Annotated in this window: 23 protein-coding genes; 17 read left to right on the top strand and 6 right to left on the bottom strand. The window is 64.7% G+C overall.

Features of this window, described 5'->3' with window-relative positions:
- Positions 1–99 precede the first annotated feature (99 nt).
- From urtB to urtE, 4 genes are all read left to right on the top strand, one after another.
- Positions 100–1,668, top strand: a complete 1,569-nt coding sequence (gene urtB, locus GV002_RS15705) for an urea ABC transporter permease subunit UrtB (RefSeq protein ID WP_160019292.1) — start codon at positions 100–102, stop codon at positions 1,666–1,668.
- Positions 1,668–2,759, top strand: a complete 1,092-nt coding sequence (gene urtC / locus GV002_RS15700) for an urea ABC transporter permease subunit UrtC (protein WP_160019291.1) — start codon at positions 1,668–1,670, stop codon at positions 2,757–2,759. Before urtB ends, urtC begins: the two co-directional genes overlap by 1 nt.
- The gene (gene urtD / locus GV002_RS15695) at positions 2,756–3,598 is read left to right on the top strand and encodes an urea ABC transporter ATP-binding protein UrtD (protein ID WP_160019290.1); all 843 of its coding nucleotides are present in this window, start codon (positions 2,756–2,758) and stop codon (positions 3,596–3,598) included. The genes urtC and urtD overlap by 4 nt, the downstream gene beginning before the upstream one ends.
- A gap of 109 nt (positions 3,599–3,707) precedes the next feature.
- A complete protein-coding gene (gene urtE, locus GV002_RS15690) occupies positions 3,708–4,406 on the top strand; it encodes an urea ABC transporter ATP-binding subunit UrtE (RefSeq protein ID WP_160019289.1) in 699 nt (232 codons plus the stop codon).
- 279 nt (positions 4,407–4,685) lie between these two features.
- Here urtE and GV002_RS15685 read toward each other — a convergent pair whose 3' ends face one another.
- Positions 4,686–5,471 carry an aldolase gene (locus tag GV002_RS15685; RefSeq protein ID WP_160019288.1) on the bottom strand — a complete coding sequence of 262 codons (786 nt, stop codon included), beginning with the start codon at positions 5,469–5,471 and terminating at the stop codon, positions 4,686–4,688.
- Between the two features lie 182 nt (positions 5,472–5,653).
- Between GV002_RS15685 and GV002_RS15680 the strand changes: the two genes are divergently transcribed.
- The gene (locus tag GV002_RS15680) at positions 5,654–6,973 is read left to right on the top strand and encodes an aspartate aminotransferase family protein (RefSeq protein WP_160019287.1); all 1,320 of its coding nucleotides are present in this window, start codon (positions 5,654–5,656) and stop codon (positions 6,971–6,973) included.
- Between the two features lie 383 nt (positions 6,974–7,356).
- Here GV002_RS15680 and GV002_RS15675 read toward each other — a convergent pair whose 3' ends face one another.
- Positions 7,357–8,853, bottom strand: a complete 1,497-nt coding sequence (locus tag GV002_RS15675; RefSeq protein WP_160019286.1) for a PLP-dependent aminotransferase family protein — start codon at positions 8,851–8,853, stop codon at positions 7,357–7,359.
- 176 nt (positions 8,854–9,029) lie between these two features.
- On the opposite strand from GV002_RS15675, the gene GV002_RS15670 reads away from it, so the two are divergent.
- The 5 genes from GV002_RS15670 to GV002_RS15650 all read left to right on the top strand — a co-directional run bounded on the left by GV002_RS15670 (position 9,030) and on the right by GV002_RS15650 (position 13,069).
- The gene (locus GV002_RS15670; RefSeq protein WP_160019285.1) at positions 9,030–9,914 is read left to right on the top strand and encodes a transporter substrate-binding domain-containing protein; all 885 of its coding nucleotides are present in this window, start codon (positions 9,030–9,032) and stop codon (positions 9,912–9,914) included.
- Between the two features lie 191 nt (positions 9,915–10,105).
- A complete protein-coding gene (locus tag GV002_RS15665; RefSeq protein ID WP_017678737.1) occupies positions 10,106–10,747 on the top strand; it encodes an amino acid ABC transporter permease in 642 nt (213 codons plus the stop codon).
- A 10-nt stretch (positions 10,748–10,757) separates the two neighbouring features.
- Entirely contained in the window at positions 10,758–11,420 is a 663-nt protein-coding gene (locus GV002_RS15660) for an amino acid ABC transporter permease (RefSeq protein ID WP_160019284.1), read from the top strand.
- Complete coding sequence (locus GV002_RS15655) at positions 11,413–12,171, top strand: amino acid ABC transporter ATP-binding protein (protein WP_160019283.1); 759 nt, start codon at positions 11,413–11,415, stop codon at positions 12,169–12,171. The genes GV002_RS15660 and GV002_RS15655 overlap by 8 nt, the downstream gene beginning before the upstream one ends.
- A gap of 139 nt (positions 12,172–12,310) precedes the next feature.
- A complete protein-coding gene (locus tag GV002_RS15650) occupies positions 12,311–13,069 on the top strand; it encodes an SDR family NAD(P)-dependent oxidoreductase (RefSeq protein ID WP_160019282.1) in 759 nt (252 codons plus the stop codon).
- A gap of 252 nt (positions 13,070–13,321) precedes the next feature.
- Here the strand turns inward: GV002_RS15650 and GV002_RS15645 are convergent, their stop codons facing one another.
- On the bottom strand, positions 13,322–14,032 hold the full coding sequence (locus tag GV002_RS15645) for a sulfite exporter TauE/SafE family protein (protein ID WP_160019281.1): 711 nt from the start codon (positions 14,030–14,032) through the stop codon (positions 13,322–13,324).
- 180 nt (positions 14,033–14,212) lie between these two features.
- Here GV002_RS15645 and GV002_RS15640 point away from each other — a divergent pair, with 180 nt between their 5' ends.
- The 7 genes from GV002_RS15640 (at position 14,213) to GV002_RS15610 (ending at position 19,308) form a co-directional block, all read left to right on the top strand.
- Positions 14,213–15,049 carry an urease accessory protein UreD gene (locus GV002_RS15640; RefSeq protein ID WP_160019280.1) on the top strand — a complete coding sequence of 279 codons (837 nt, stop codon included), beginning with the start codon at positions 14,213–14,215 and terminating at the stop codon, positions 15,047–15,049.
- Between the two features lie 183 nt (positions 15,050–15,232).
- Positions 15,233–15,535, top strand: a complete 303-nt coding sequence (gene ureA, locus GV002_RS15635; RefSeq protein ID WP_017678731.1) for an urease subunit gamma — start codon at positions 15,233–15,235, stop codon at positions 15,533–15,535.
- Between the two features lie 3 nt (positions 15,536–15,538).
- Positions 15,539–16,048 (top strand): GNAT family N-acetyltransferase, encoded by a 510-nt coding sequence (locus GV002_RS15630; protein ID WP_160019279.1) that lies wholly within the window; start codon positions 15,539–15,541, stop codon positions 16,046–16,048.
- A gap of 4 nt (positions 16,049–16,052) precedes the next feature.
- Positions 16,053–16,583 carry a GNAT family N-acetyltransferase gene (locus GV002_RS15625; protein ID WP_160019278.1) on the top strand — a complete coding sequence of 177 codons (531 nt, stop codon included), beginning with the start codon at positions 16,053–16,055 and terminating at the stop codon, positions 16,581–16,583.
- Positions 16,583–16,888, top strand: a complete 306-nt coding sequence (locus GV002_RS15620) for an urease subunit beta (protein WP_160019277.1) — start codon at positions 16,583–16,585, stop codon at positions 16,886–16,888. Before GV002_RS15625 ends, GV002_RS15620 begins: the two co-directional genes overlap by 1 nt.
- Positions 16,889–17,058: 170 nt before the next feature.
- Positions 17,059–18,759 carry an urease subunit alpha gene (gene ureC, locus GV002_RS15615; protein WP_160019276.1) on the top strand — a complete coding sequence of 567 codons (1,701 nt, stop codon included), beginning with the start codon at positions 17,059–17,061 and terminating at the stop codon, positions 18,757–18,759.
- A gap of 75 nt (positions 18,760–18,834) precedes the next feature.
- Positions 18,835–19,308 (top strand): hypothetical protein, encoded by a 474-nt coding sequence (locus tag GV002_RS15610; RefSeq protein ID WP_372241836.1) that lies wholly within the window; start codon positions 18,835–18,837, stop codon positions 19,306–19,308.
- Here the strand turns inward: GV002_RS15610 and GV002_RS15605 are convergent, their stop codons facing one another.
- The 3 genes from GV002_RS15605 to GV002_RS15595 form a co-directional block, all read right to left on the bottom strand.
- Positions 19,309–19,575 (bottom strand): DksA/TraR family C4-type zinc finger protein, encoded by a 267-nt coding sequence (locus tag GV002_RS15605; protein WP_160019275.1) that lies wholly within the window; start codon positions 19,573–19,575, stop codon positions 19,309–19,311.
- Positions 19,576–19,787: 212 nt separating this feature from the next.
- Positions 19,788–20,651 carry an isocitrate lyase/PEP mutase family protein gene (locus tag GV002_RS15600; protein WP_160020176.1) on the bottom strand — a complete coding sequence of 288 codons (864 nt, stop codon included), beginning with the start codon at positions 20,649–20,651 and terminating at the stop codon, positions 19,788–19,790.
- Between the two features lie 137 nt (positions 20,652–20,788).
- A complete protein-coding gene (locus tag GV002_RS15595) occupies positions 20,789–21,790 on the bottom strand; it encodes a type II secretion system F family protein (RefSeq protein ID WP_160019274.1) in 1,002 nt (333 codons plus the stop codon).
- Positions 21,791–21,800: the final 10 nt, after the last annotated feature.

Genomic DNA, 21,800 nt, shown 5'->3' with positions numbered 1-21,800 from the left:
CCACGGTTCTCACCCGCTGTAAACCTGTAGGAGCTGGCTTGCCAGCGATCACCCTGATCGCCCGCAAGCGGGCTCCTACGGGCCATCAAGGACACCTTTATGCCCACTGCCCTTACCCGAATTTTCTTGAGCCTGCTGCTGTTGCTGCCACTGGCGGTGCAGGCTGGTGAGGCCGACAATTTCGTCGCTGCCAACGCCAGCAAGCAGGCCAAACTGCTGCAGGACTGGGCCGCCGCGCCCAGCCCCGAGCGTATGCCACTGTTGCAAGCCCTGCAGCAGGGCCACGTCGGCAGCGATGCCGACAAGCGCGCGTTCATCGAGCAAGGCGATACCTGGCAAGCCGCCGATGGCGCAAGCGAAGCCAACGGCACGCCGCGCAAAGTGCGCCTGAACAATCGCCTGCGCGGCCTGATCGCCTTCGCCGTTGCCAGCCATCAATTGCTCGACGACGATGCAGCCGTGCGCCTCGCCGCTGCCCAGCAACTGCAACGCAACACGCCGCCGGCGCTGCTGACCTTGCTGGAAAACCGCCTGAGCATGGAAGCCGACGAGAATGTACGCGACGCCATCACCCTGGCCCTGGCCAACCTGCAGCTGGAGGCCAGCGACCCGGCCGTGCGCCTGGCTGCCGTGGAGCGTCTGGGCAAGACCGGCGACCCGCAGGCCCGCACGCGCCTGCAAAGCCTGCTCGATGGTGAGGAAAGCGATGCCGCCGTGCGCGCCGCTGCCGAGCAGAGCCTGGCCCAGGTGAAGAACAAACTGCTGATCGGCGAACTGCTCGGCCAGGCCTTCAGTGGCCTGTCGCTGGGTTCGATCCTGCTGCTCGCCGCCCTCGGTCTGGCCATCACCTTCGGCCTGCTCGGGGTGATCAACATGGCCCATGGCGAAATGCTGATGCTCGGTGCCTACACCACCTACGTGGTGCAACTGAGCTTCCAGCGCCTGGCTCCCGAATACCTGACGCTCTACCCGCTGGCCGCGTTGCCCATCGCTTTTCTGGTCACCGCCTGCATCGGCATGGCCCTGGAGCGCACGGTGATCCGCCACCTTTATGGCCGCCCGCTGGAAACCCTGCTGGCCACCTGGGGCATCAGCCTGATCCTGATTCAACTGGTGCGCGTCACCTTCGGCGCACAGAACGTCGAAGTGGCCAACCCGGCCTGGCTGTCCGGCGGCATGCAAGTGCTGCCCAACCTGGTGCTGCCCTACAACCGCATCGTCATCATAGGCTTCGCGCTGTTCGTCGTGGTCCTGACCTGGCTGCTGCTGAACAAGACGCGCCTGGGCCTGAACGTGCGCGCGGTGACGCAGAACCGCAACATGGCCGCCTGCTGCGGCGTGCCCACCGGCCGCGTGGACATGCTGGCCTTCGGACTCGGTTCGGGCATCGCCGGCCTTGGCGGCGTGGCCCTGAGCCAGATCGGCAACGTCGGCCCGGACCTCGGCCAGAGCTACATCATCGACTCCTTCCTGGTGGTGGTGCTCGGCGGCGTCGGCCAACTGGCCGGTAGCGTACTGGCCGCCTTCGGCCTGGGCGTGGTGAACAAGTTCCTCGAACCGCAGATCGGTGCCGTGCTCGGCAAAATCCTCATCCTCGCACTGATCATCCTGTTCATCCAGAAACGCCCGCAAGGCCTGTTCGCACTGAAAGGAAGGGTGATCGACTGATGACCATGCCACTGAATCAAACGCTGCTGGCCCGCGCCAGCGCCAAGCTCGGCCCGCAGGTATCCATCGCCATCGGCCTGGTGGTGCTGGCGATCCTGCTGGCCATGCCGTTGCTGCACCTGCTGCCGGCCGACCATGCCCTGCACGTCTCGGCCTACAGCCTGACGCTGGTGGGCAAGATCCTCTGCTATGCCATCGTCGCCCTGGCGCTGGACCTGGTCTGGGGCTACGCCGGCATGCTGTCGCTGGGCCACGGCCTGTTCTTCGCACTCGGCGGCTATGCCATGGGCATGTACCTGATGCGTCAGAGCGCCGGGGATGGCCTGCCGGCGTTCATGAGTTTTCTGGCCTGGAACGAGCTGCCCTGGTACTGGTACGGCACCTCCAGCTTCCTCTGGGCGATGTGCCTGGTGGTGCTGGCGCCCGGCCTGCTGGCGCTGGTGTTCGGCTTCTTCGCCTTCCGCTCGCGGATCAAGGGCGTGTACTTCTCGATCATGACCCAGGCGCTGACCTTCGCCGGCATGCTCTTGTTCTTCCGCAACGAAACCGGCTTCGGCGGCAACAACGGCTTTACCGGCTTCACCCGCATCCTCGGTTTCGACATCACTGCGCAGGGCACTCGCGCCGTGCTGTTCTTCGCCACCGTGGTGCTGCTGGTGGGCAGCCTGTACCTGGGCTTTCGTCTGGCACGCAGCAAGTTCGGCCGGGTGCTCACCGCCCTGCGTGACGCCGAGAACCGCCTGATGTTCTGCGGCTACGATCCGCGCGGTTACAAGCTGTTCATCTGGGTATTGAGCGCGGTGTTGTGTGGCCTGGCCGGCGCGCTGTACGTGCCGCAGGTGGGCATCATCAACCCCAGCGAGATGGCGCCGACGCAGTCCATCGAGGCCGCCGTCTGGGTCGCCCTCGGCGGCCGCGGCACGCTGATCGGCCCGCTGCTCGGCGCCGGTCTGGTCAACGGCATGAAGAGCTGGTTCACCGTGGCCTTCCCCGAATACTGGCTGTTCGCACTGGGCGCGCTGTTCATCGTCGTCACGCTGTTCCTGCCCAGAGGCGTCGTCGGTCTGCTCAAGAAGGAGAAGGATCAATGAGAGCCACTCCGGTACCTGAAACCATGCTCGAAGCCGCCTTCGACCCCACCGGCCTGGCGCTGGACACCGGCAAGAACGTCGGCAAGGGCGTCAACGTCCGCCACGGCACCATACTCACCCTGGAAGACATCAACGTCAGCTTCGACGGCTTCAAGGCGCTGACCAACCTGACGCTGTACATCGGCGTCGGTGAGCTGCGCTGCATCATCGGCCCCAACGGCGCCGGCAAGACCACCATGATGGACGTGATCACCGGCAAGACCCGACCCGACAACGGCGTGGCCTACTTCGGCGAACAGTACGACCTGACCGTCATGAGCGAGGTGGAAATCGCCCAGGCCGGCATCGGCCGCAAGTTCCAGAAGCCGACGGTGTTCGAAGCACTCTCCGTGTTCGAGAACCTGGAGCTGGCACAGAAGACCAACAAGTCTGTGTGGGCCAGCCTGCGCGCCAAACTCAGTGGCGAGCAGAAGGATCGTATCGAGGAAGTGCTGGGCACTATCCGCCTGGAAACGTCTCGCAATCGCCCGGCTGGCCTGCTCTCTCACGGTCAGAAGCAGTTCCTCGAGATCGGCATGCTGCTGATGCAGGAGCCGCACCTGCTGCTGCTCGACGAACCGGTGGCCGGCATGACCGATGCCGAGACCGAGTTCACTGCCGAGCTGTTCAAGTCCCTGGCGCGCAAGCACTCGCTGATGGTGGTGGAGCATGACATGGGCTTCGTCGACTCCATCGCCGACCACGTCACCGTGCTGCACCAAGGTAGCGTGCTGGCCGAAGGCTCGCTGGAGCAGGTACAGAACGACGAGCGGGTGATCGAGGTTTATCTGGGTCGCTGACGCCAGCCAGTGGGAGGGGCTTTAGCCGCGATGACTGCGTACTTCAAAAGCTCGCGGCTGATCGGTTCGCCGCCCGGCCCCTCCCACACTACGAATGAAGGACATTTCTATGCTGCAAGTCCAACAACTCCACCAGTATTACGGCGGCAGCCACATCCTCCGTGGCCTGTCGTTCGACGTGAAGGTCGGCGAGGTCACCTGCCTGCTCGGCCGCAACGGCGTGGGCAAGACCACCCTGCTCAAATGCCTGATGGGCCTGATTCCGGCCAAGGACGGCAACGTGCAATGGGAAGGCAAGGCCATCACCGGCTTCAAACCGCACCAGCGCGTACATGCCGGTATCGCCTACGTGCCCCAGGGACGCGAGATCTTCGGGCGCCTGACGGTGGAAGAGAACCTGCTGATGGGCCTGTCGCGCTTTCCCGGCAGCCAGGCCAAGGCCGTGCCGGAATTCATCTACGAGCTGTTCCCGGTGCTGCGCGAGATGAAGCATCGCCGTGGCGGTGACCTCTCCGGCGGCCAGCAGCAACAGTTGGCCATCGGCCGCGCCCTGGCCAGCCAGCCGCGCCTGTTGATCCTCGACGAACCCACCGAAGGCATCCAGCCCTCGGTGATCAAGGAGATCGGCGCGGTGATCAAGAAGCTCGCGGCTCGTGGCGACATGGCCATCCTGCTGGTCGAGCAGTTCTACGATTTCGCCGCCGAACTGGCCGACCAGTACCTGGTGATGAGCCGCGGCGAGATCGTCCAGCAGGGTCGTGGCGAGAACATGGAAACCGAGGGTGTGCGCGGGCTGGTGGCGATCTGACGGGCGCCATTGTGTGGGAGGGGCTTTAGCCGCGACAGCCTCAGTCGCCACTACTCCCCTCACACGGAATTGGAAGATCGTTCCTCACGCTCCGCGTGGGAATGAAGTCAGGGACGCTCCGCGTCCCCGTACGCCTGCACTAGCGGGCGCAGAGCGCCCTGGACTGAGCTCCCACGCTGGAGCGTGGGAGCCATCAAATATCCCGCCTTGTAGGAGCCGGCTTGCCGGCGATCCGTTGGCCGAAACGACGGATCGCCCGCAAGCGGGCTCCTACAGACATCACAGGGTGAAATCCGAGCCCTCGCGCAGCAACTGGCGCTTCACGCTCTCAAGATGCAGGTGCGCGCTTTCGGCATTGCCCTGCAGCATCTGCCGGCACGCCGCGCTGGCAATTGCCGGCGCCACTGCCTTCAACGGCCGACCACTGGCCATGGCTTTGAGCTGCACCTCGGCGGCACGCTCCAGGTAGTAGAGGTCGTCCCAGGCCTCGGCAATGCTCGGTCCCAGCACCAGCGGGCCATGGTTTTTCAGCATCACCACATCGGCATCACCTGCCGCGCGGGCGATACGCTCGCCTTCGGCGTAGTCCAGCGCCAGGCCCTGGTAATCCTCGTCCACTGCCAGTCGCTCGTAGAATTTCAGCGCCGTCTGTCCGGCCCAGACGAAGGGCTCACCTTCGAGCATACACAGCGCTGTGGCATGGGGCATGTGCGTGTGGAAGGCCGCCGTGGCGCGTGGATTGAGGCGGTGCAACTGAGCATGGATAAAGAACGCCGTGGCCTCCGGGCGGCCATCGCCCAGCACCACGCGCCCGTCGAAATCGCAGATCAGCAGCGACGACGCAGTGACCTCGGCGAAGGCCAGCCCATAAGGGTTGACCAGAAACAGCTCCGGCCGCCCCGGCACCACCACGGAAAAATGATTGCAGATGCCCTCACCCATGCCGAGGCGCGCCGCCATGCGAAAACAGGCGGCCAGGTCGATACGCGCCTGGGCGATCGCGGGGCTATCAAGGCCATCAGTGGGCGCCACGGGGGCGGTGTTGATCTCGAATGCGTGGGCCATGGCTTCACTCCTGAAAACGTATGCCTCCAGCCTAGCCTGTGCTCGCAGGGCGCCTAGGGACAGTTGCCCGGTGTCGGTGAGCCAGACGCTCTGACTCAGCCACTTCCGGCATCTGGCCCTACGGCCCACGGCCGCTTTATTCCTATGGTGCAGCCATCCGCAACGACCAGACCGAGGTCATCATGAGCACACCGATCAGCAACCAGTACGTCCACGATCTGGATCGCCAGCACGTCTTCCATTCCTGGTCGACCCAGGGCGCCCTCAACCCGCTGGTGATTGCCGGTGGCGAGGGCTGCACGCTGTGGGACTACGACGGTAAACGCTACCTCGACTTCAGCAGCCAACTGGTCAACACCAACATCGGCCACCAGCACCCGAAGGTGATCGCCGCCATCCAGGAGCAGGCCGGCAGCCTGGTGACCATCGCGCCGGCCACCGCCAACCTGATGCGTGGCGAAGCCGCCAAGCGCATCCTCGCCCGCGCGCCGACCGGTTTCTCCAAGGTGTTCTTCACCAACGCCGGCGCCGATGCCAACGAGAACGCCATGCGCATGGCGCGTCTGTACACCGGCCGCGACAAGATCCTCTCCGCCTACCGTTCCTACCATGGCAGCACCGGCGCGGCCATCGTGGCCACCGGCGATCCACGCCGTGTACCCAACGAGTACGCCCGTGGCCATGTGCACTTCTTCAACCCCTACCTGTACCGCACCGAGTTCAATGCGGCGAACGAAGAAGAAGAATGCGCGCGTGCCCTGCAGCACCTGCGCCGGGTTATCGAGTGCGAGGGGCCGGGCGCCATCGCCGCCATCCTGCTGGAAAGCATCCCCGGCACCGCCGGCATCCTGGTGCCACCCAAGGGCTACATGCAGGGTGTGCGCAAGCTGGCCGACGAATTCGGCATCCTGCTCATTCTCGATGAAGTGATGGCCGGCTTCGGTCGCACCGGCAGTTGGCTGGCGCTGGAGCACTTCGACGTGGTGCCGGACCTGATCGTCTTCGCCAAGGGCGTCAACTCCGGCTATGTGCCGGCCGGTGGAGTGATGATTTCCAAGCCGATCTGCGAGCACTTCGACACGAACTTCTTCCCCGGCGGCCTGACCTACTCCGGGCACCCGCTGGCCATGGCCGCCATCGTCGCCACGCTGGACGCGATGAGCGAAGAAGGCATGGTGGAGAACGCCCGCGATATCGGCGCACAAGTGCTCGGCCCGGGCCTGCAGAAACTGGCCGAGCGCTACCCGATGATCGGCGAGGCACGCGGTGTCGGCCTGTTCTGGGCACTGGAATTCGTCAGCGATGTGCAGAAGAAGACGCCGATGCCGGCGCCGGTGATGCAGGAGATGAAGGCGGCGCTGACCGCCCGTGGGCTGCTCAGCTTCGTGGTGGAGAACCGCATCCATGTGGTGCCGCCGTGCATCGTCAGCGCCGCCCAAGTGAACGAGGCGCTGGCGGTCTTCGATGAAGTATTCGCCCTGTTCGCGCCGCGCTTTGGCTGACATCGCGCCATATGCGTAGGAGCCCGCTTGCAGGCGATCCGGGCAAACGTATCGCCAGCAAGCCGGTTCCTACAGCACCGTCCAGCCCCCGTAGCCCGGATAAAATCTGGGGCTTTACGGCCGGTTATGGTTTCCCGGATTTCATCCGGGCTACGAACTTGCCTGATAACCGTCGCGGCTGAAACCCCTCCCACAGAGTCACGGGGCATTTGTGGGAGGGGCTTTAGAACCTGTTCACGATTTCGCGAGCTAGAGCCATACAAGGCAAAAACAGGCGAGGACGCGGAGTTTACGAGCTGTAAATGAGCAGTCCGAGCCTGTTTTTAACGCAGTAGGGCCGACGCGCAGCAGATCGTGAACAGGTTCTTAGCCGCGACCGCCCGTCACAACCCCGCCAACACCTCACCCAGTTTCCGCACACCCGGCCGAATGAGCTCGGCATCGATGGCGTGGAAACCCAGGCGCATGAAGTTTGTCGGCGCCGCACCGTCGCCAAGGAAGAACTGCGCCCCGGACTCGATCAGCACGCTCTGCTGCGCCGCCGCCCAGGCCAGGCGCTGGGTATCGACGCCGCTGGGCGCCGCCAGCCAGCAGGCGCTGGCACCGGGGCTGCCCATCGGTTGGCAATCGCTCAGGTCGCTGCGCAGCGCCTGGTAGAGCAACTCGCGGCGGCGGCAATGCTCCTCGCGAAAACGCCGCAGGTGCGCGTCGTAGTGCCCCTGGGCGAGGAAGTCGGCGAGCATTCGCTGGTTGTTCAGTGGCGGGTGGCGGTACATCAGCCGGCGCAGCGCGCGGAGCTCATCGATCAGCTCGGCGTCGGCGACCATGTAGCCGATCCGCAGCCCCGGCGAGAAGGCCTTGGACAGGCTGCTCAGGTAGATCACCCGGCCACTGCTGTCGCTGGCCTTGAGCGCCGGCAGCGGGTGGTTGTCGAGATTGAATTCGGCGTCGTAGTCATCCTCGATCAGCACCTGGTCGTGCTCACGAATTTGCCGCAGCAGTTGCTCGCGCCGTGCCGCGCTCATCGCCACACCGGTGGGTACCTGGTGCCCCGGCGTCACGTAGAGGTACTGGCAGTCATCCAGGCGCCGATCCACCACCAGGCCATGGTCGTCGACATCCTGCAGATGCACCTTGGCGCCGTGCAGGTCGAAGATGCTCGCCGCATCGCGAAAGCCCGGGTTCTCCACACCGACGCGCACCCCGCGCGCCATCAGCAGGCTGGCCAGCAGATACAGTGCGTTCTGCGAACCCAGGGTGACCAGGATCTCGTCGGCACGCGCCCAGATACCGCGCTTGGGCAACACGCGGGTGCGCAACTGCTCGATCAGTTGCTCATCGTCACGGTCGAAGCGGTCGCCCAGCCAGCCCTGATCGCGCTCGCCGCTGAGGTTCTTGCGCGACACCTCACGCCAGCGCTCCAGCGGGAACAGCTCGCTGATCGGCTGGCCGTAGATGAACGGGTAGGTGAAGCGGCTCCAGTTGCTCGGGCGCAGCACGCCGTGCTTCAAACTGGGCTGCATGCGAAAGCGCGTGGCCCAATCCGGGGCAGTGGCGGCGCTGCTGTCGTCGGACTGCTCAGGCTTGCGCAGCGGCGTCATACGCAGCACCGCCTCGCCCGCCTGTCCGCAATAGTCCGGGTGCAGGTAGTAACCACTGCGCGGGCGGCTGACCAGGTAGCCGTTGTCGAGCAGGCTCTCATACACCAGCGCCACGGTGTTGCGCGAGACCGACAGCTGCTGGGACAGCTTGCGGCACGACGGCAGCGGCTCGTCGGCTGGGAAGCCGCCACCGAGAATAGCCGACACCAGCGACTCACGAAGCTGCTCCTGAAGGCCGCGCTGACGGTCGAAATCGAGGTGGTAAAAGTGATCGATCATGGCGCCCTCCAACATCCAAACAACCCTGTGATGTAGCAAGTAGCGCGCCATTGCCACTGGCCAGAACAAAGGCCGGAACTGCCCCTATCGCCGGCTCGCCAGGCCTCTCTAAGGTGAAAACGAAAGCGCCGCCGAGCGGCCTGGACAACCCTTGTCGACACCTCTGGAGCACGCCCATGAAGCCATCGAACACCGATTCCAAATCCTTCGGTCTGCTGCGCAAGCTGGCCCTGGCCAGTTGCCTGGTCGGCGCCTCGCTGAGCGCCCACGCCGACCTCGACGACATCAAGTCCAAGGGTGTGATGACCGTCGCCACCGAGGATGATTACGCGCCGTTCAACTTCATCGTCGACGGCAAGCCCGAGGGTTTTCACAAGGAGCTGCTCGAAGACCTGAAGACCTACGCCAAGGCACAGGGCTTCGACGTGAAGCAGGAAATCCTGCCCTGGACCGGCCTGCTCGCCTCGGTCTCGTCTGGCCAGTACGACATGGCCTTCACCGGTGCCCTGGTCACCGACGACCGCCTGCGCGTGTTCAACTTCGCCCCGCCCTTCGCCTCGGCGCAACACTTCTACGTCAAGCGCGCCGGTGACGACAGCCTCAGCGACATCGCCAGCCTGTGCGGCAAGACCGTCGGCCTGCAGGCCGGCAGCGCCCTGCTCGCGCGCCTGCCGGAGCTGAAGAAAATGATGGCTACCGAAGGCTGCGAGATCGGCACCGTGACCGAATACCCGTCCTACCCGGAGGCCTACGCCGACCTGGCCAACGGTCGCCTGGACTACGTGATCAACGCACTGATTTCGGTCAATGACCTGGTCAAGACCCGTGGCGACACCTTCGCCAAGGGCATCGCCGTTTCCGGCGACGGTTTCGCCGCCTGGCCGGTGCCCAAGAGCAGCCCCGAGTTGCTGGAGCTCCTCACCGGTTTCATGAACGAAGTGCGCGACAGCGGTCGCCTGGCCGAGTTGCAGAACAAGTGGTTCGGCGAAGCCTTCCCGGCCATGCCCAAGGAGCCGATCACCAAGGTAGAGCAGTTCCACAAGCTGGCCGGCATGGAGTGAAAACAGGCTGATGCCAGATGCCTGGCATGGTTCCCGTAGGGTGCGCCGTGCGCACCAGCGTCAACGGTGCCAGCGTTTCGGTGCGCACGGCGCACCCTACTGCTCATTTGCAGTGCACTGCCGCCTATCAGGGCCAGCCGCCTGGCCCTGACCTTGCTTGCAACACCCCACCTTTTTTCTAGGAGCCCGACATGAACGGACAAGCCTGGTTATTGCTGCTCGAGGGCGCCTGGACGACTCTGTGGATCTCCTCGATCGCCATCGCCCTGGGCGTCGTCATCGGCCTGGGTATCGCCCTGCTGCGCATGGCGCGCATTCCCTTCGTGGAACAGGCACTGGTGCTCTACGTGAGCCTGGCGCGCGCCACGCCGCTGGTCACCCTGGTGCTGTTCATCTTCCTCTCGGCACCCACCTTCGGCCTGGCCATGGATCGCAACACGGCGGCGATCCTTGCCCTCACCCTGAACACCGCAGCCTTCAATGCCGAGGTCTGGCGCACGGCCTTCATCAGTTTCTCCCGCGAGCAGAAGGAGGCGGCGCTGGCCTGCGGCATGACCAACGGCGTGTTCTTCCGCCGCATCATGCTGCCGCAGATGATCACCAGCAGCCTGCCCGGCCTGGTCAACGAGATGTCCTTCCTGATCAAGAGCAGCCCGGCCATCGCGGTGATCGGCATCGTCGACCTGACCCGCGTGACCAATCGCATCAGCGCCGTGACCTACGAGCCGCTGCCACCGATTCTCGCCGCCGCCCTGCTGTACATGCTGATCATCGGCGTGCTGCTCAAGGTGCAGGCCATCGCCGAGAAGAAAGCCAACCGACTGGCCATGTGAGGACGCGACCATGAGCGAATGGAACATCATCTGGGAGGCCCGCGGCGCCTTCCTCAACGGCGCACTCAACACCCTGATCCTGTTCGTCCTGTCGGTGCTGGCGGCCTTCGTCATCGGCTGCTTCAGCGTCTACCTGCTGGAGGGCCGCAACTGGCTGTCGACACTGCTGCGCGGGGCGATCAACCTGATGCGCATGCTGCCCTTCCTGGTGCTGGCCTACCTGCTCTACTACGGCCTGCCGGCCCTGGGGGTGAAGCCCAGCGCCTGGGGCGCGGGCCTGGTGGCGCTGGCCATCTATCACGCGGCCTACTTCGCCGAGATCCTGCGTGGTGCCCGCCTGGTGCTGCCGCTCGGCCAGGTCGAGGCGGCCAAGGCCCACGGCTTTCGCCCAGGCCGTCTGTACTGGCGGATCATCCTGCCGCAACTGGTGATCCGTACTCGCCCGCTGCTCGGCAACCAACTGATCTACGCGCTGAAGGACACCGCCTTTCTCACCATCATCACCGTGCAGGAACTGACCGCTGCGGCCAACTCGGTGCAGGCCACCTACTTCATCCCCAGCGAGGCGTTCATCGTGGTCATCGCCTTGTACTGGATCATCAGCATCTGCCTGGAACTGGCGCTCAAGTGGGCGAGCCGGTTCGGCGCCAAACGAGGTTTCGAACATGCCTGACATCCCTGCGGTCCAGATCGACAATCTTTCCAAGAGCTTCGACGGCGTCGAGGTGCTGCGCGACATCTCGCTGACCGTGAACAAGGGCGAGGTGGTCAGCGTGCTGGGCTCCTCCGGCTCGGGCAAATCCACCTTGCTGCGCTGCATCAACTGGCTCGAAGTGCCGGATCGCGGCAGCATTCACATTGCCGGCCAGCGCATTGGCGTCGACACCCAGGGCAAGCGCATGAACAACCGCGACCTCGCGGCGATTCGCGCACGTACCGGCATGGTGTTCCAGAGCTTCAACCTGTGGCCGCACCTGAACGTGCTGCAAAACGTGATGGAAGCGCCGATGCAGGTGAAGAAGATGCGCAAGGACGAGGCCCGCGCCATCGCCCAGACGCTGCTGGAAAAGGTCGGCATGGAACAGAAGGCCGAGGCCTTTCCCTACACCCTCTCCGGTGGGCAGAAGCAGCGTGTGGCGATTGCCCGCGCCCTGGCCATGAGCCCGGAGGTGATCCTGTTCGACGAGCCGACCTCGGCACTCGACCCGGAGCGGGTCGGCGAAGTATTGACCGTGATGAAGAACCTCTCCAGCGAGGGCTACACCATGATCGTGGTCACCCATGAGATGGAATTCGCCCGCGCGGTGTCGGACCAGGTGGTGTTCCTGGAAAAGGGCCTGCTGATCGAAAAATCCGCGCCGGAGAAGTTCTTCACCAACCCGGAAACAGAACGCGTGCGCAAGTTCCTCGAACTGTCCGCATGAATCCGCAGCCAGCTGTGGAGCGCAGCCTTGCGGCCAAGGCCTTAGACTTGCGCCCCGCCCCCACTGGAACTGCTCTTCGTGCGCCCGACAGCGGACGCAGGAGCAAGCCATGACCCCTAACAGCAAAATGAGGTTATCCATGAGCAAGGTGGCATTCATCACAGGCGCGACATCCGGCTTCGGCCGCGCCACGGCACGACGCTTCGCCGAGGCCGGCTGGGCTCTGGTACTCAGCGGCCGACGCCTGGAACGCCTGGAAGAACTGAAGGCAGAACTGCAGGACAAGGTGCCGGTGCATGTCGCCACGCTCGACGTGCGTGATGCTGCTGCGGTGAAGGCGCTGGTCGACGGCCTGCCGGCGCCCTTCGAGCGTATCGATGTGCTGGTCAACAACGCAGGCCTGGCGCTGGCCCCGGAGGCCGCGCAGAAGGTCGCCCTGGAAGACTGGCACACCATGATCGACACCAACGTCACCGGCCTGGTCAACGTCACCCACGCGGTGCTGCCCAAGCTGCTGGCCATCGGCAAAGGCACCAGCATCATCAACATCGGCTCGGTGGCCGGCGAATGGCCCTACCCGGGCGGCCACGTGTACGGTGCCACCAAGGCCTTCGTCAAACAGTTCAGCTTCAACCTGCGTTGCGACCTGGTATCCACCGGCGTGCGCGTCACCGACATCGCACCGGGCATGGCCGAGACCGAGTTCACCCTGGTGCGCACCAAGGGCAACCAGGCTGCCTCCGACGCCTTGTATGGCAGCACCACGCCACTGACCGCCGAGGACATCGCCGAACAGATTTTCTACGTCGCCAGCCTGCCGGATCACATCAACATCAACCGCCTGGAAATCATGCCGAGCCGCCAGGCCTGGTCACCCTTCGCCATCGACCGCGATTGAAGAACGCGCCTCGCAGGGCGGGTCACCGACACCGAACCCGCCCGCAGGGTGTGCCATGCGCGCCGCAGCAATTTCGCAACACCGGACACGCCCTGCAGATCAGTAGCCATAGCACGCGTTTTCGGTGCGCGCGGCGCACCCTACACATGCCGCCCGTAGTGTGCGCCATGCGCACCGCAGCAATTTCGCAACACCGGATACGCCCTGCAGATCAGCAGCCATAGCACACGCTTTCGGTGCGCGCGGCGCACCCTACCAGATCGCCTTCAGCAGGCTCCCCGCCGACAGCAGTACCAGCAGCCCGCCGACCAGCACCCGCAGCGACAGCGGCTGCCAGCGCGGGAGCAGCCACTGGCCGAGCAAATTGCCGGCCAGCGCCGGCAGTGCAAGCTCCAGCGCCAGCCACCACTGCGCGCCGGTCAGCACACCTGCGACGCCAAGCCCGATCAGCGCGAAGGAACTGCTGGCCAGAAAGAACAGCACCGCCGTGCCGCGCAACTGACGTGCGTCGAGGCCACTACGCAGCAGGTAGATCATCAATGGCGGGCCGCCGGCCGAAGCCATGGTGGTCGCCAGACCAGATGCCAGCCCCGCCAACCAGGCCATGCCCTGGCCCAGCGGCCTGGCGATAGACGGAAGCCATAACACCAGCACGCCACCACACAAACAAAGCACAGCCACCAGCGGCGCCATGACGTGAGCAGGCAGCCAGAGCAGCAGCCACGCGCCCAGCGGCACCGCCAGCAGCATGCCCATCAGCAGGCGCACCAGCACACGCCCATGAACGGCGCGCAACGCCGCCGGCCAGAGAGTCACGCTACAGGCCACGTCGAGAATCAGAGCCACCGGCACCGCCTCGGCAGGCGGCAGCTGCAGCATCAATCCGAGCGCCATCAGCATGGCAAAACCGAAGCCGCTGTAGCCGCGCACCAGGCCGGCGGCGAAGGCGATAAAGGTGAACATGAGCGCTCCATACGAATCGTACGCCCGACTCTAGAGCTGGCCGGGCGCGACAGGCAGAGCCAGATGAAGCACCGCGACTGGCCACAGATGCAGGCAGGCAAGAAGTCGCACCGAATTGGTTCAGGGCACGCCTCTTGCTTGCCCACTCGGTCAACTATCCTGCGGAACCGCTGCCCCACCATGAATCTGCCTGCCGCCCTGTTCACGCCAAGCTGGTCTGCCGAGCTGGAGCTGGCCTACGCGCGCCACGGCGAACGCACCACACCAGTGCACAGGCGCCACCTCGGCCCTCTTAGAGTGCAGAAGCACCTGTATGCCGAAGGTCCGCAGGTGTGCCAGCACATCATCGTCCACCCGCCCGGCGGCATCGCTGGCGGTGACGTTCTGGACATCTCGGCCCGTGCGGGTGAAAACACCTGGGTACAGCTCACCAGCCCCGGCGCAGCCAAGTGGTATCGCGCCGCTGGCGTCGCCCGGCAGAATCTGCACCTGAGCATCGAAGCCGGCGCCACTCTGGAATGGCTGCCGCAGGAAACCATCGTCTACGCCGGCGCCCAGGCCGAACTGCACACGCAGATCGAATTGCACGGTGACGCCCGCCTGTTCTACTGGGATATCGTCGCCCTCGGCCGCCCCGCCGCCGACGAGCGCTTTTCCAGTGGTCACTTCCAGGCCGCGCTGGATATTCGCTGTGACGGCAAGCTGCTCTGGCACGAGCGCCAGCGCGTTGCCGGCGGCGATGGCCTGCTCGATTCGGCCATCGGACTGAACGGCCAACCGGTGTTCGCCACCCTGCTGGTCAGCGGCGAAGTGGACAGCGAACTGCTGGAGCGCTGCCGGGAGCTGAAGATCGACGGTGTGTGTGGCGACCTCAGCCAGCTCTCGGGCTTGCTGGTCGCCCGTTGTTTGGCCAGCGAGGCGCTGAAGGCACGCGCCTGGCTGATCGCCCTGTGGCGCCTGCTGCGCCCGGCGCTGCTGGGGCGCGAAGCAGTGCCACCCCGAATCTGGAGCACATGAGCACAACGGACATGTAGGAGCCGGCTTGCCGGCGATCAACAGAGGCCTGATCGCCGGCCAGCCGGCCCCTACAAATTGCAGTACAGCCACGCCAGAGTGGAACAGCGCACGCCGCTTTCCACCCAGCGACCGAAGCACTATTGCGGACAAGGCACAGCCTTGCCGCTCCAGACTGGAGCCGTCATGGATTTGTCACCAAGAGAAAAAGACAAGCTGCTGATCTTCACCGCCGGCCTGGTGGCCGAGCGTCGTCTGGCGCGCGGGGTCAAGCTGAACTACCCGGAGGCCATGGCCTATATCTCCGCCGCCCTGCTCGAAGGCGCGCGCGACGGCCAGACAGTGGCCGAGCTGATGCACTTCGGCACCACCCTGCTGAGCCGTGATCAGGTGATGGAGGGCGTACCGGAGATGATCCCGGAGATCCAGATCGAAGCCACCTTCCCCGACGGCACCAAGCTGGTGACCGTCCATCAGCCGATTGCCTGAGCCATGACCTATTCGATTCAAGACGCCAACGACACCGACCTGCCCGGCATCCTGGCCATCTACAACGACGCGGTGCAGCACACCACGGCAATCTGGAACGAGACCCTGGTGGATCTGGCCAACCGCCGCGCCTGGCTGGCAGAGCGCACGGCGGCCGGCTTCCCGGTGCTGGTGGCGCATGACGCCGCCGGCGAGGTAGTTGGCTACGCCAGCTACGGCACCTGGCGCATCATCGAAGGCTTCCGTCAGACCGTCGAGCACTCGGTCTACGTACGCGCCGACCAACGCGGCCAGGGACTTGGTCCGTTACTGATGCAGGCGCTGATCGAGCGCGCTCGCGCCGCCAACCTGCACGTCATGGTCGCTGCCATCGAGTCGGAGAATATCGCTTCGATCCGTCTGCATCAGCGCCTTGGTTTCGTCACCACCGGGCAGATGCCACAGGTCGGCCGCAAGTTCGGGCGCTGGCTGGATCTGACCTTCATGCAACTGATCCTCGGCGCCAAGGAGTGACACCGTGGACGTGACGCTGCAGCGACTCGACAGCACCAGCTTCGCCAACTACCGCGAAGGTTTGATCGTCCTGCTGCTCGATGCCGTCAGCCATGGCGCATCGATAGGCTTTCTCGCCGACCTCGACGAACGAGAAGCCGCTGAATATTTCGCCCAGGTGCATGCGGCCATGACGGACGGTTCACTGCTGCTCTGGGTGGCCCATGAACAAGGCCGCGTTCTGGGCAGCGTGCAACTGAGCCTGTGTCAGAAGCCCAATGGGCTGAACCGCGCGGAAGTACAGAAACTGCTGGTGCTCAGCACGGCGCGCCGTCGTGGCGTTGCTCGCCTGTTGATGCTAGCTGTCCAACAGGAAGCAGCTGCCCGCAAACGCGGCCTGCTCTATCTCGACACCGAGGCCGGCAGCGACGCGGAGCACCTCTATCGAAACCTGGGCTACGTCAGCATTGGTGGCCTACCCGATTACGCCTGCGGCCCGGACGGCACCTACCGGGCCAATGCCATCTACTACAAGACGCTTGCGAGGCCTGACTGATGATTCCCGGCGAATACCAGATTGCCGACGGCGAGATCGAGCTCAATGCCGGTCGCCGCACCCTGACCCTTTCCGTGGCCAACAGCGGCGACCGGCCCATCCAGGTCGGCTCGCACTACCACTTCTTCGAGACCAACGATGCCCTGCTGTTCGACCGCGCGGCCGCGCGCGGCATGCGCCTGAACATCCCGGCCGGTACTGCGGTGCGTTTCGAGCCGGGGCAGAGCCGCGAGGTGGAGCTGGTCGATCTGGCCGGCGCGCGCCGGGTGTTCGGATTCGCCGGACGGGTCATGGGCGATCTTTGAGACACAGATGATCGTTCCCACGCTCGGCGTGGGAATACCGCCATTTTGATGGTTCCCACGCTCGGCGTGGAACCCTTAGCGGGACGCTCCGCGTCCCTGCGACGCAGAGCGTCGCCAACTGCATGCCCACGCAGAGCGTGGGCACGATCAAACGAATACAGGAAGTGCCGATGAAGATTTCCCGCCAAGCCTACGCCGACATGTTCGGCCCCACCGTCGGCGACAAGGTGCGCCTGGCCGATACCGACCTGTGGATCGAAGTGGAAAAGGACTTCACCACCTACGGCGAAGAAGTGAAATTCGGCGGCGGCAAGGTGATCCGCGACGGTATGGGTCAGGGCCAGCTGTGCGCGGCCGATGTGGTCGACACCCTGATCACCAACGCGCTGATCATCGACCACTGGGGCATTGTCAAGGCCGACGTCGGCCTCAAGGACGGCCGCATCGCCGCCATCGGCAAGGCCGGCAACCCGGATATCCAGCCCGATGTCACGATTGCGATTGGCGCCGGCACCGAGGTGATCGCTGGTGAAGGCATGATCCTCACCGCCGGCGGCATCGACACCCACATCCACTTCATCTGCCCGCAGCAGATCGAAGAGGCGCTGATGAGTGGCGTCACCACCATGATCGGTGGCGGCACCGGGCCGGCCACCGGCACCAACGCCACCACCTGCACCTCCGGGCCGTGGCACATGGCGCGCATGCTCCAGGCCGCCGATGCCTTCCCGATGAACCTGGGCTTCACCGGCAAGGGCAACGCCTCACTGCCGGAGCCGTTGATCGAGCAGGTGAAAGCCGGTGCCATCGGCCTCAAGCTGCATGAGGACTGGGGCACCACCCCGGCGGCCATCGACAACTGCCTGTCGGTCGCTGATCAGTACGACGTGCAGGTCGCGATCCACACCGACACCCTGAACGAGTCCGGCTTTGTCGAAACCACCCTCGGTGCGTTCAAGGGCCGCACCATCCACACCTACCACACCGAGGGTGCCGGCGGCGGCCATGCGCCAGACATCATCAAGGCCTGCGGCTTTCCCAATGTATTGCCGTCCTCGACCAACCCGACCCGGCCCTTCACCCGCAACACCATCGACGAACACCTGGACATGCTGATGGTCTGCCACCACCTCGACCCGAGCATCGCCGAGGACGTGGCTTTCGCCGAGAGCCGCATCCGCCGCGAGACCATCGCCGCCGAGGACATCCTCCACGACCTCGGTGCGTTTTCCATGATCAGCTCCGACAGCCAGGCCATGGGCCGTGTTGGTGAGGTGATCACCCGTACCTGGCAGACCGCCGACAAAATGAAGCAGCAGCGCGGCCCACTGCCCGAGGACGTACCGGGCAACGACAACTTTCGCGCCAAACGCTATATCGCCAAATACACCATCAACCCGGCGATCACCCACGGCATCAGCCACGAAGTGGGTTCCATCGAAGTGGGCAAGTGGGCCGACCTGGTGCTCTGGCGTCCGGCCTTCTTCGGCGTCAAACCGACGCTGATCCTCAAGGGCGGCGCCATCGCCGCCAGCCTGATGGGCGACGCCAACGCCTCGATCCCCACGCCGCAACCGGTGCACTACCGACCGATGTTCGCCAGCTATGGTGGCAGCCGCCATGCCACCAGCATCACCTTCATCAGCCAGGCGGCGTTCGATGCCGGCGTGCCCGAGCAGCTGGGTCTGAAGAAGAAAATCGGTGTGGTCAAAGGCTGCCGCGAGGTGCAGAAGACCGACCTGATCCACAACGGCTACTTGCCGAATATCGAGGTCGATCCGCAGAACTACCAGGTCAAGGCCGACGGCCAACTGCTCTGGTGCGAGCCGGCCGAGGTGCTGCCGATGGCGCAACGCTATTTTCTGTTCTGACGCCTTCCGTGGGCTCATGCCTGAGTAGCCAGCGACTAGACTGAAGGGTCACGGTTCCTTCTGGAGACCACCGCCATGACTCTCTCGTCGCTACATTCCCACCTGCTCGGTGGGCTACTGCTTATGGTCGTGCCTGTCGCCTTTGCCGAAACCCTGACACCGCTTCAGGGCCAGAGCCCCGAGCAGATCCAGGCCGATATCGCCACCTGTCAGTCGCAAACCGGTTTCACCGGCCAGAGCAGCAGTAGCGATGACTCACGCGGAGGTGAACGCTTGCGTGGCGCCGCCGTGGGCGCTGCTGCAGGTGCGGCGGCCGCCGAGGTGCGTGGCCGAAACCACGACGACGCTTACGACCGCGTGGATGACGACATCAAGCAGGAGTACCGGCAGAATCAGGCCAAAGACGCGGCCGCGGTGGGCATGGCAGTGGGTGGTTCCAGGCAGCGCCAGGATCGCCGTGAAGATCGTCGCAACGAGCGCAGCAGCGAGGATGCCCAGCAAGCCTACTCGGCCTGCATGAGCGGGCGCGGCTACAGCATCATGCCCTGATCAGCGCAACTGGCTGTCCTTGCTACCGCGTCGGTTGTAGCCGCTGTAGGCGGCATTCTCCCGGTCGTGCTCGGCCTGGCAATTGACGCACAGGCGCACGCCGGGAATGGCCTGGCGACGGGCCTCGGGAATGACAGCATCGCATTCCTCGCAATGACGCAGGCTCTCGCCCTTCGGCAGTTGGCTGCGAGCTCGCGCAACGGCATCCTCGATGCTGCTGTCGATCTGCTCCTGTACCGCGTCGTCGTTCGCCCAACCACTGGCCATGCTGCACCTCCTCGCACCCACCGGACAGATATGCGCCCGAGGAATGCGAAGTGCAAGTGCTGTTCTTGCTAGGAGCCTGTTCACGATATTGCGAGCTAGAAGCCTACAAGGCAAAAACAGGCGAGGACGCGGAGTTTACGAGCTGTAAATGAGCAGTCCGAGCCTGTTTTTAACGCCGTAGGGTCGACGCGCAGCAGATCGTGAACAGGCTCTTACTCGCGCACTTCCATGAACTCCTTGGCCCAGACGATGTAATCCTCGGGCATGGTGTACTTGTGGGTCAGCTCGGTGGCGTTGAGGTCGCACGGCTGCGCACCGCGCTGTTCGCGCAGGCAGTCGTAGGTGGCCTTGATCGCAGCGAAGTAGGCAGCATGGCCATTGACCACGATGCGCACGCCCAGGCGCGCCAGGCGTTGGTTGTCGCGCAGTTCGGGGTTGCCGTAGGTGACCAGCATCAGCGGCACCTTGAGGCCTGCGGCGATCTGCTCCAGATGGGCGAAATCCCTGACCCCGACCAGGCAGATAGCGTCGGCGCCGGCCGCCTCGTAGGCGCGAGTGCGGCGGATCACTTCGTCCACCTCCAGTACGCCCGCATGAGTACGGGCGATGATCGAGAGCTCCGGATCGACACGCGCCTCCAGCGCGGCGAGGATCTTGCCGACGCCTTCCTCGATGGAAATCAGGTCGGTGGACTTGCGGCCGAACTGAGCCGGCAGCAGGGTGTCTTCGATGGTCAGCGCGGCAACGCCGGCGCGTTCCAGCTCGACCACGGTGCGCATCACATTGAGCGCATTGCCGTAGCCGTGGTCGGCGTCGGCGATCACCGGCAAACGCGAGACGCGGCCGATGCGCGCGGCCTGCTCGACGAATTCACTCAGAGTGATCAGGGCGAAGTCCGGCGCGCCGAGCACCTGCAGGGAGGCGACGGAACCGCCGAGGATGCCGACCTCGAAGTCGAGATCAGCGGCGATGCGGGCGGACATGGGATCGAAGACCGAAGCCGTGTGATAGCAGCGGTCGGAGGCCAGCAGAGCACGAAAGGCGCTGCGTAGCTCATGGTGGGATGCACGTTGCAAGATGGGCATGGGGCGTATTCCAAAGTCGGTTGAATCGCTTTTTTCTCTTTTTAGTCATGGCGTAGACGTGACGAATGCTAGCGCAAGGCACTTGCTGCCAGCTTTCAAACGGACCGCCGTGGTCGATAACCAGCAAATTATCGGCCAGCCAGCTCCGCGGGCAGGGCCGGGAAGAATCCGCCACCAGTCAGCAGGCCGTACGCCATCCACACGGCGACCGCCAGATAGAACAAGCGTGGTGCCCAGCTCGCCAGCGCCTGTTGGCTCGCAGCCAGCTGCTGCGCCTGCAGGCGGGCGAAACGCAGCAGCGCCTCGCCCGGTCGGCCGGTCGCTTCACCAGTATTGAGCACGCCGGTGAGCATGGCTTTGCCATGAAAACTCAGCCCGTCGAAGGCACGCACCAGCGACTGCCCTGCGGCTACGCGTGGCGCCAGATTGGCGAAATCCCGCCGCAGCCGTGCGTTGCTGACCGCATTGCAGGCACGCGGCAAGGCATCGAGCACCGGCATGCCTGCCTCCAGCAACAGCCCGAGGCTGTCGCAGAAGTTACGGATATCCGCACGCCGCTGCAGGCTGCCCAGCACCGGCAGCGCCAGGAGCAGATCGTCTAGCGGGCCCGGCTGATCGCTTCGCCGCTGCTGCCAGCGACGCCACAACGCGCGCGCGCCGAACAGCAGTGCTGACAGCCAGAACACCGGCAGCAACACGGCCGCCAGGTAACCTGCACCGCTCAGGCTTCCCGCGACCAAAGCGGGCAAGGGCTTGACCGCTAGTGCCAGTAACAACACACCGGCCGGCAGCAGCAGCCGTGACGTCAATTCTGCCGCGTGGCGCGCCTGTTCGTCGTAGCGCTGCGCCAGTTGCTCGTAGATATGCGCCAGTGCGCCGGCGTCCTGCGCGGCGCGCACCAGACCACTTTCCAGTGGCGTGAACACGCCACTCAACTGGCCGGAACTCGCCATGTCCCGTCCACCGCCGATCATCTGCCGCAAGCGCGTCACGGCGGCTGTGTGGCGCGCACCGAGATCCAGGCTGGCCAGCGCTCGATCGATGGGCACACCGGCCCGTTCCATCGCGCCAAGATGGGCGAACAAGCCAGCGCGACTGCGCAGATCGAGAGTGAGATGACGACGCGACATGATCGGACTC

Source organism: Pseudomonas sp. 8O, assembly GCF_902506495.1.
Lineage (GTDB): Bacteria > Pseudomonadota > Gammaproteobacteria > Pseudomonadales > Pseudomonadaceae > Aquipseudomonas > Aquipseudomonas chaetocerotis.
The sequence above is the reverse complement of the archived record's forward strand: the minus strand, read 5'-3'. Positions and strand labels throughout refer to the sequence as shown.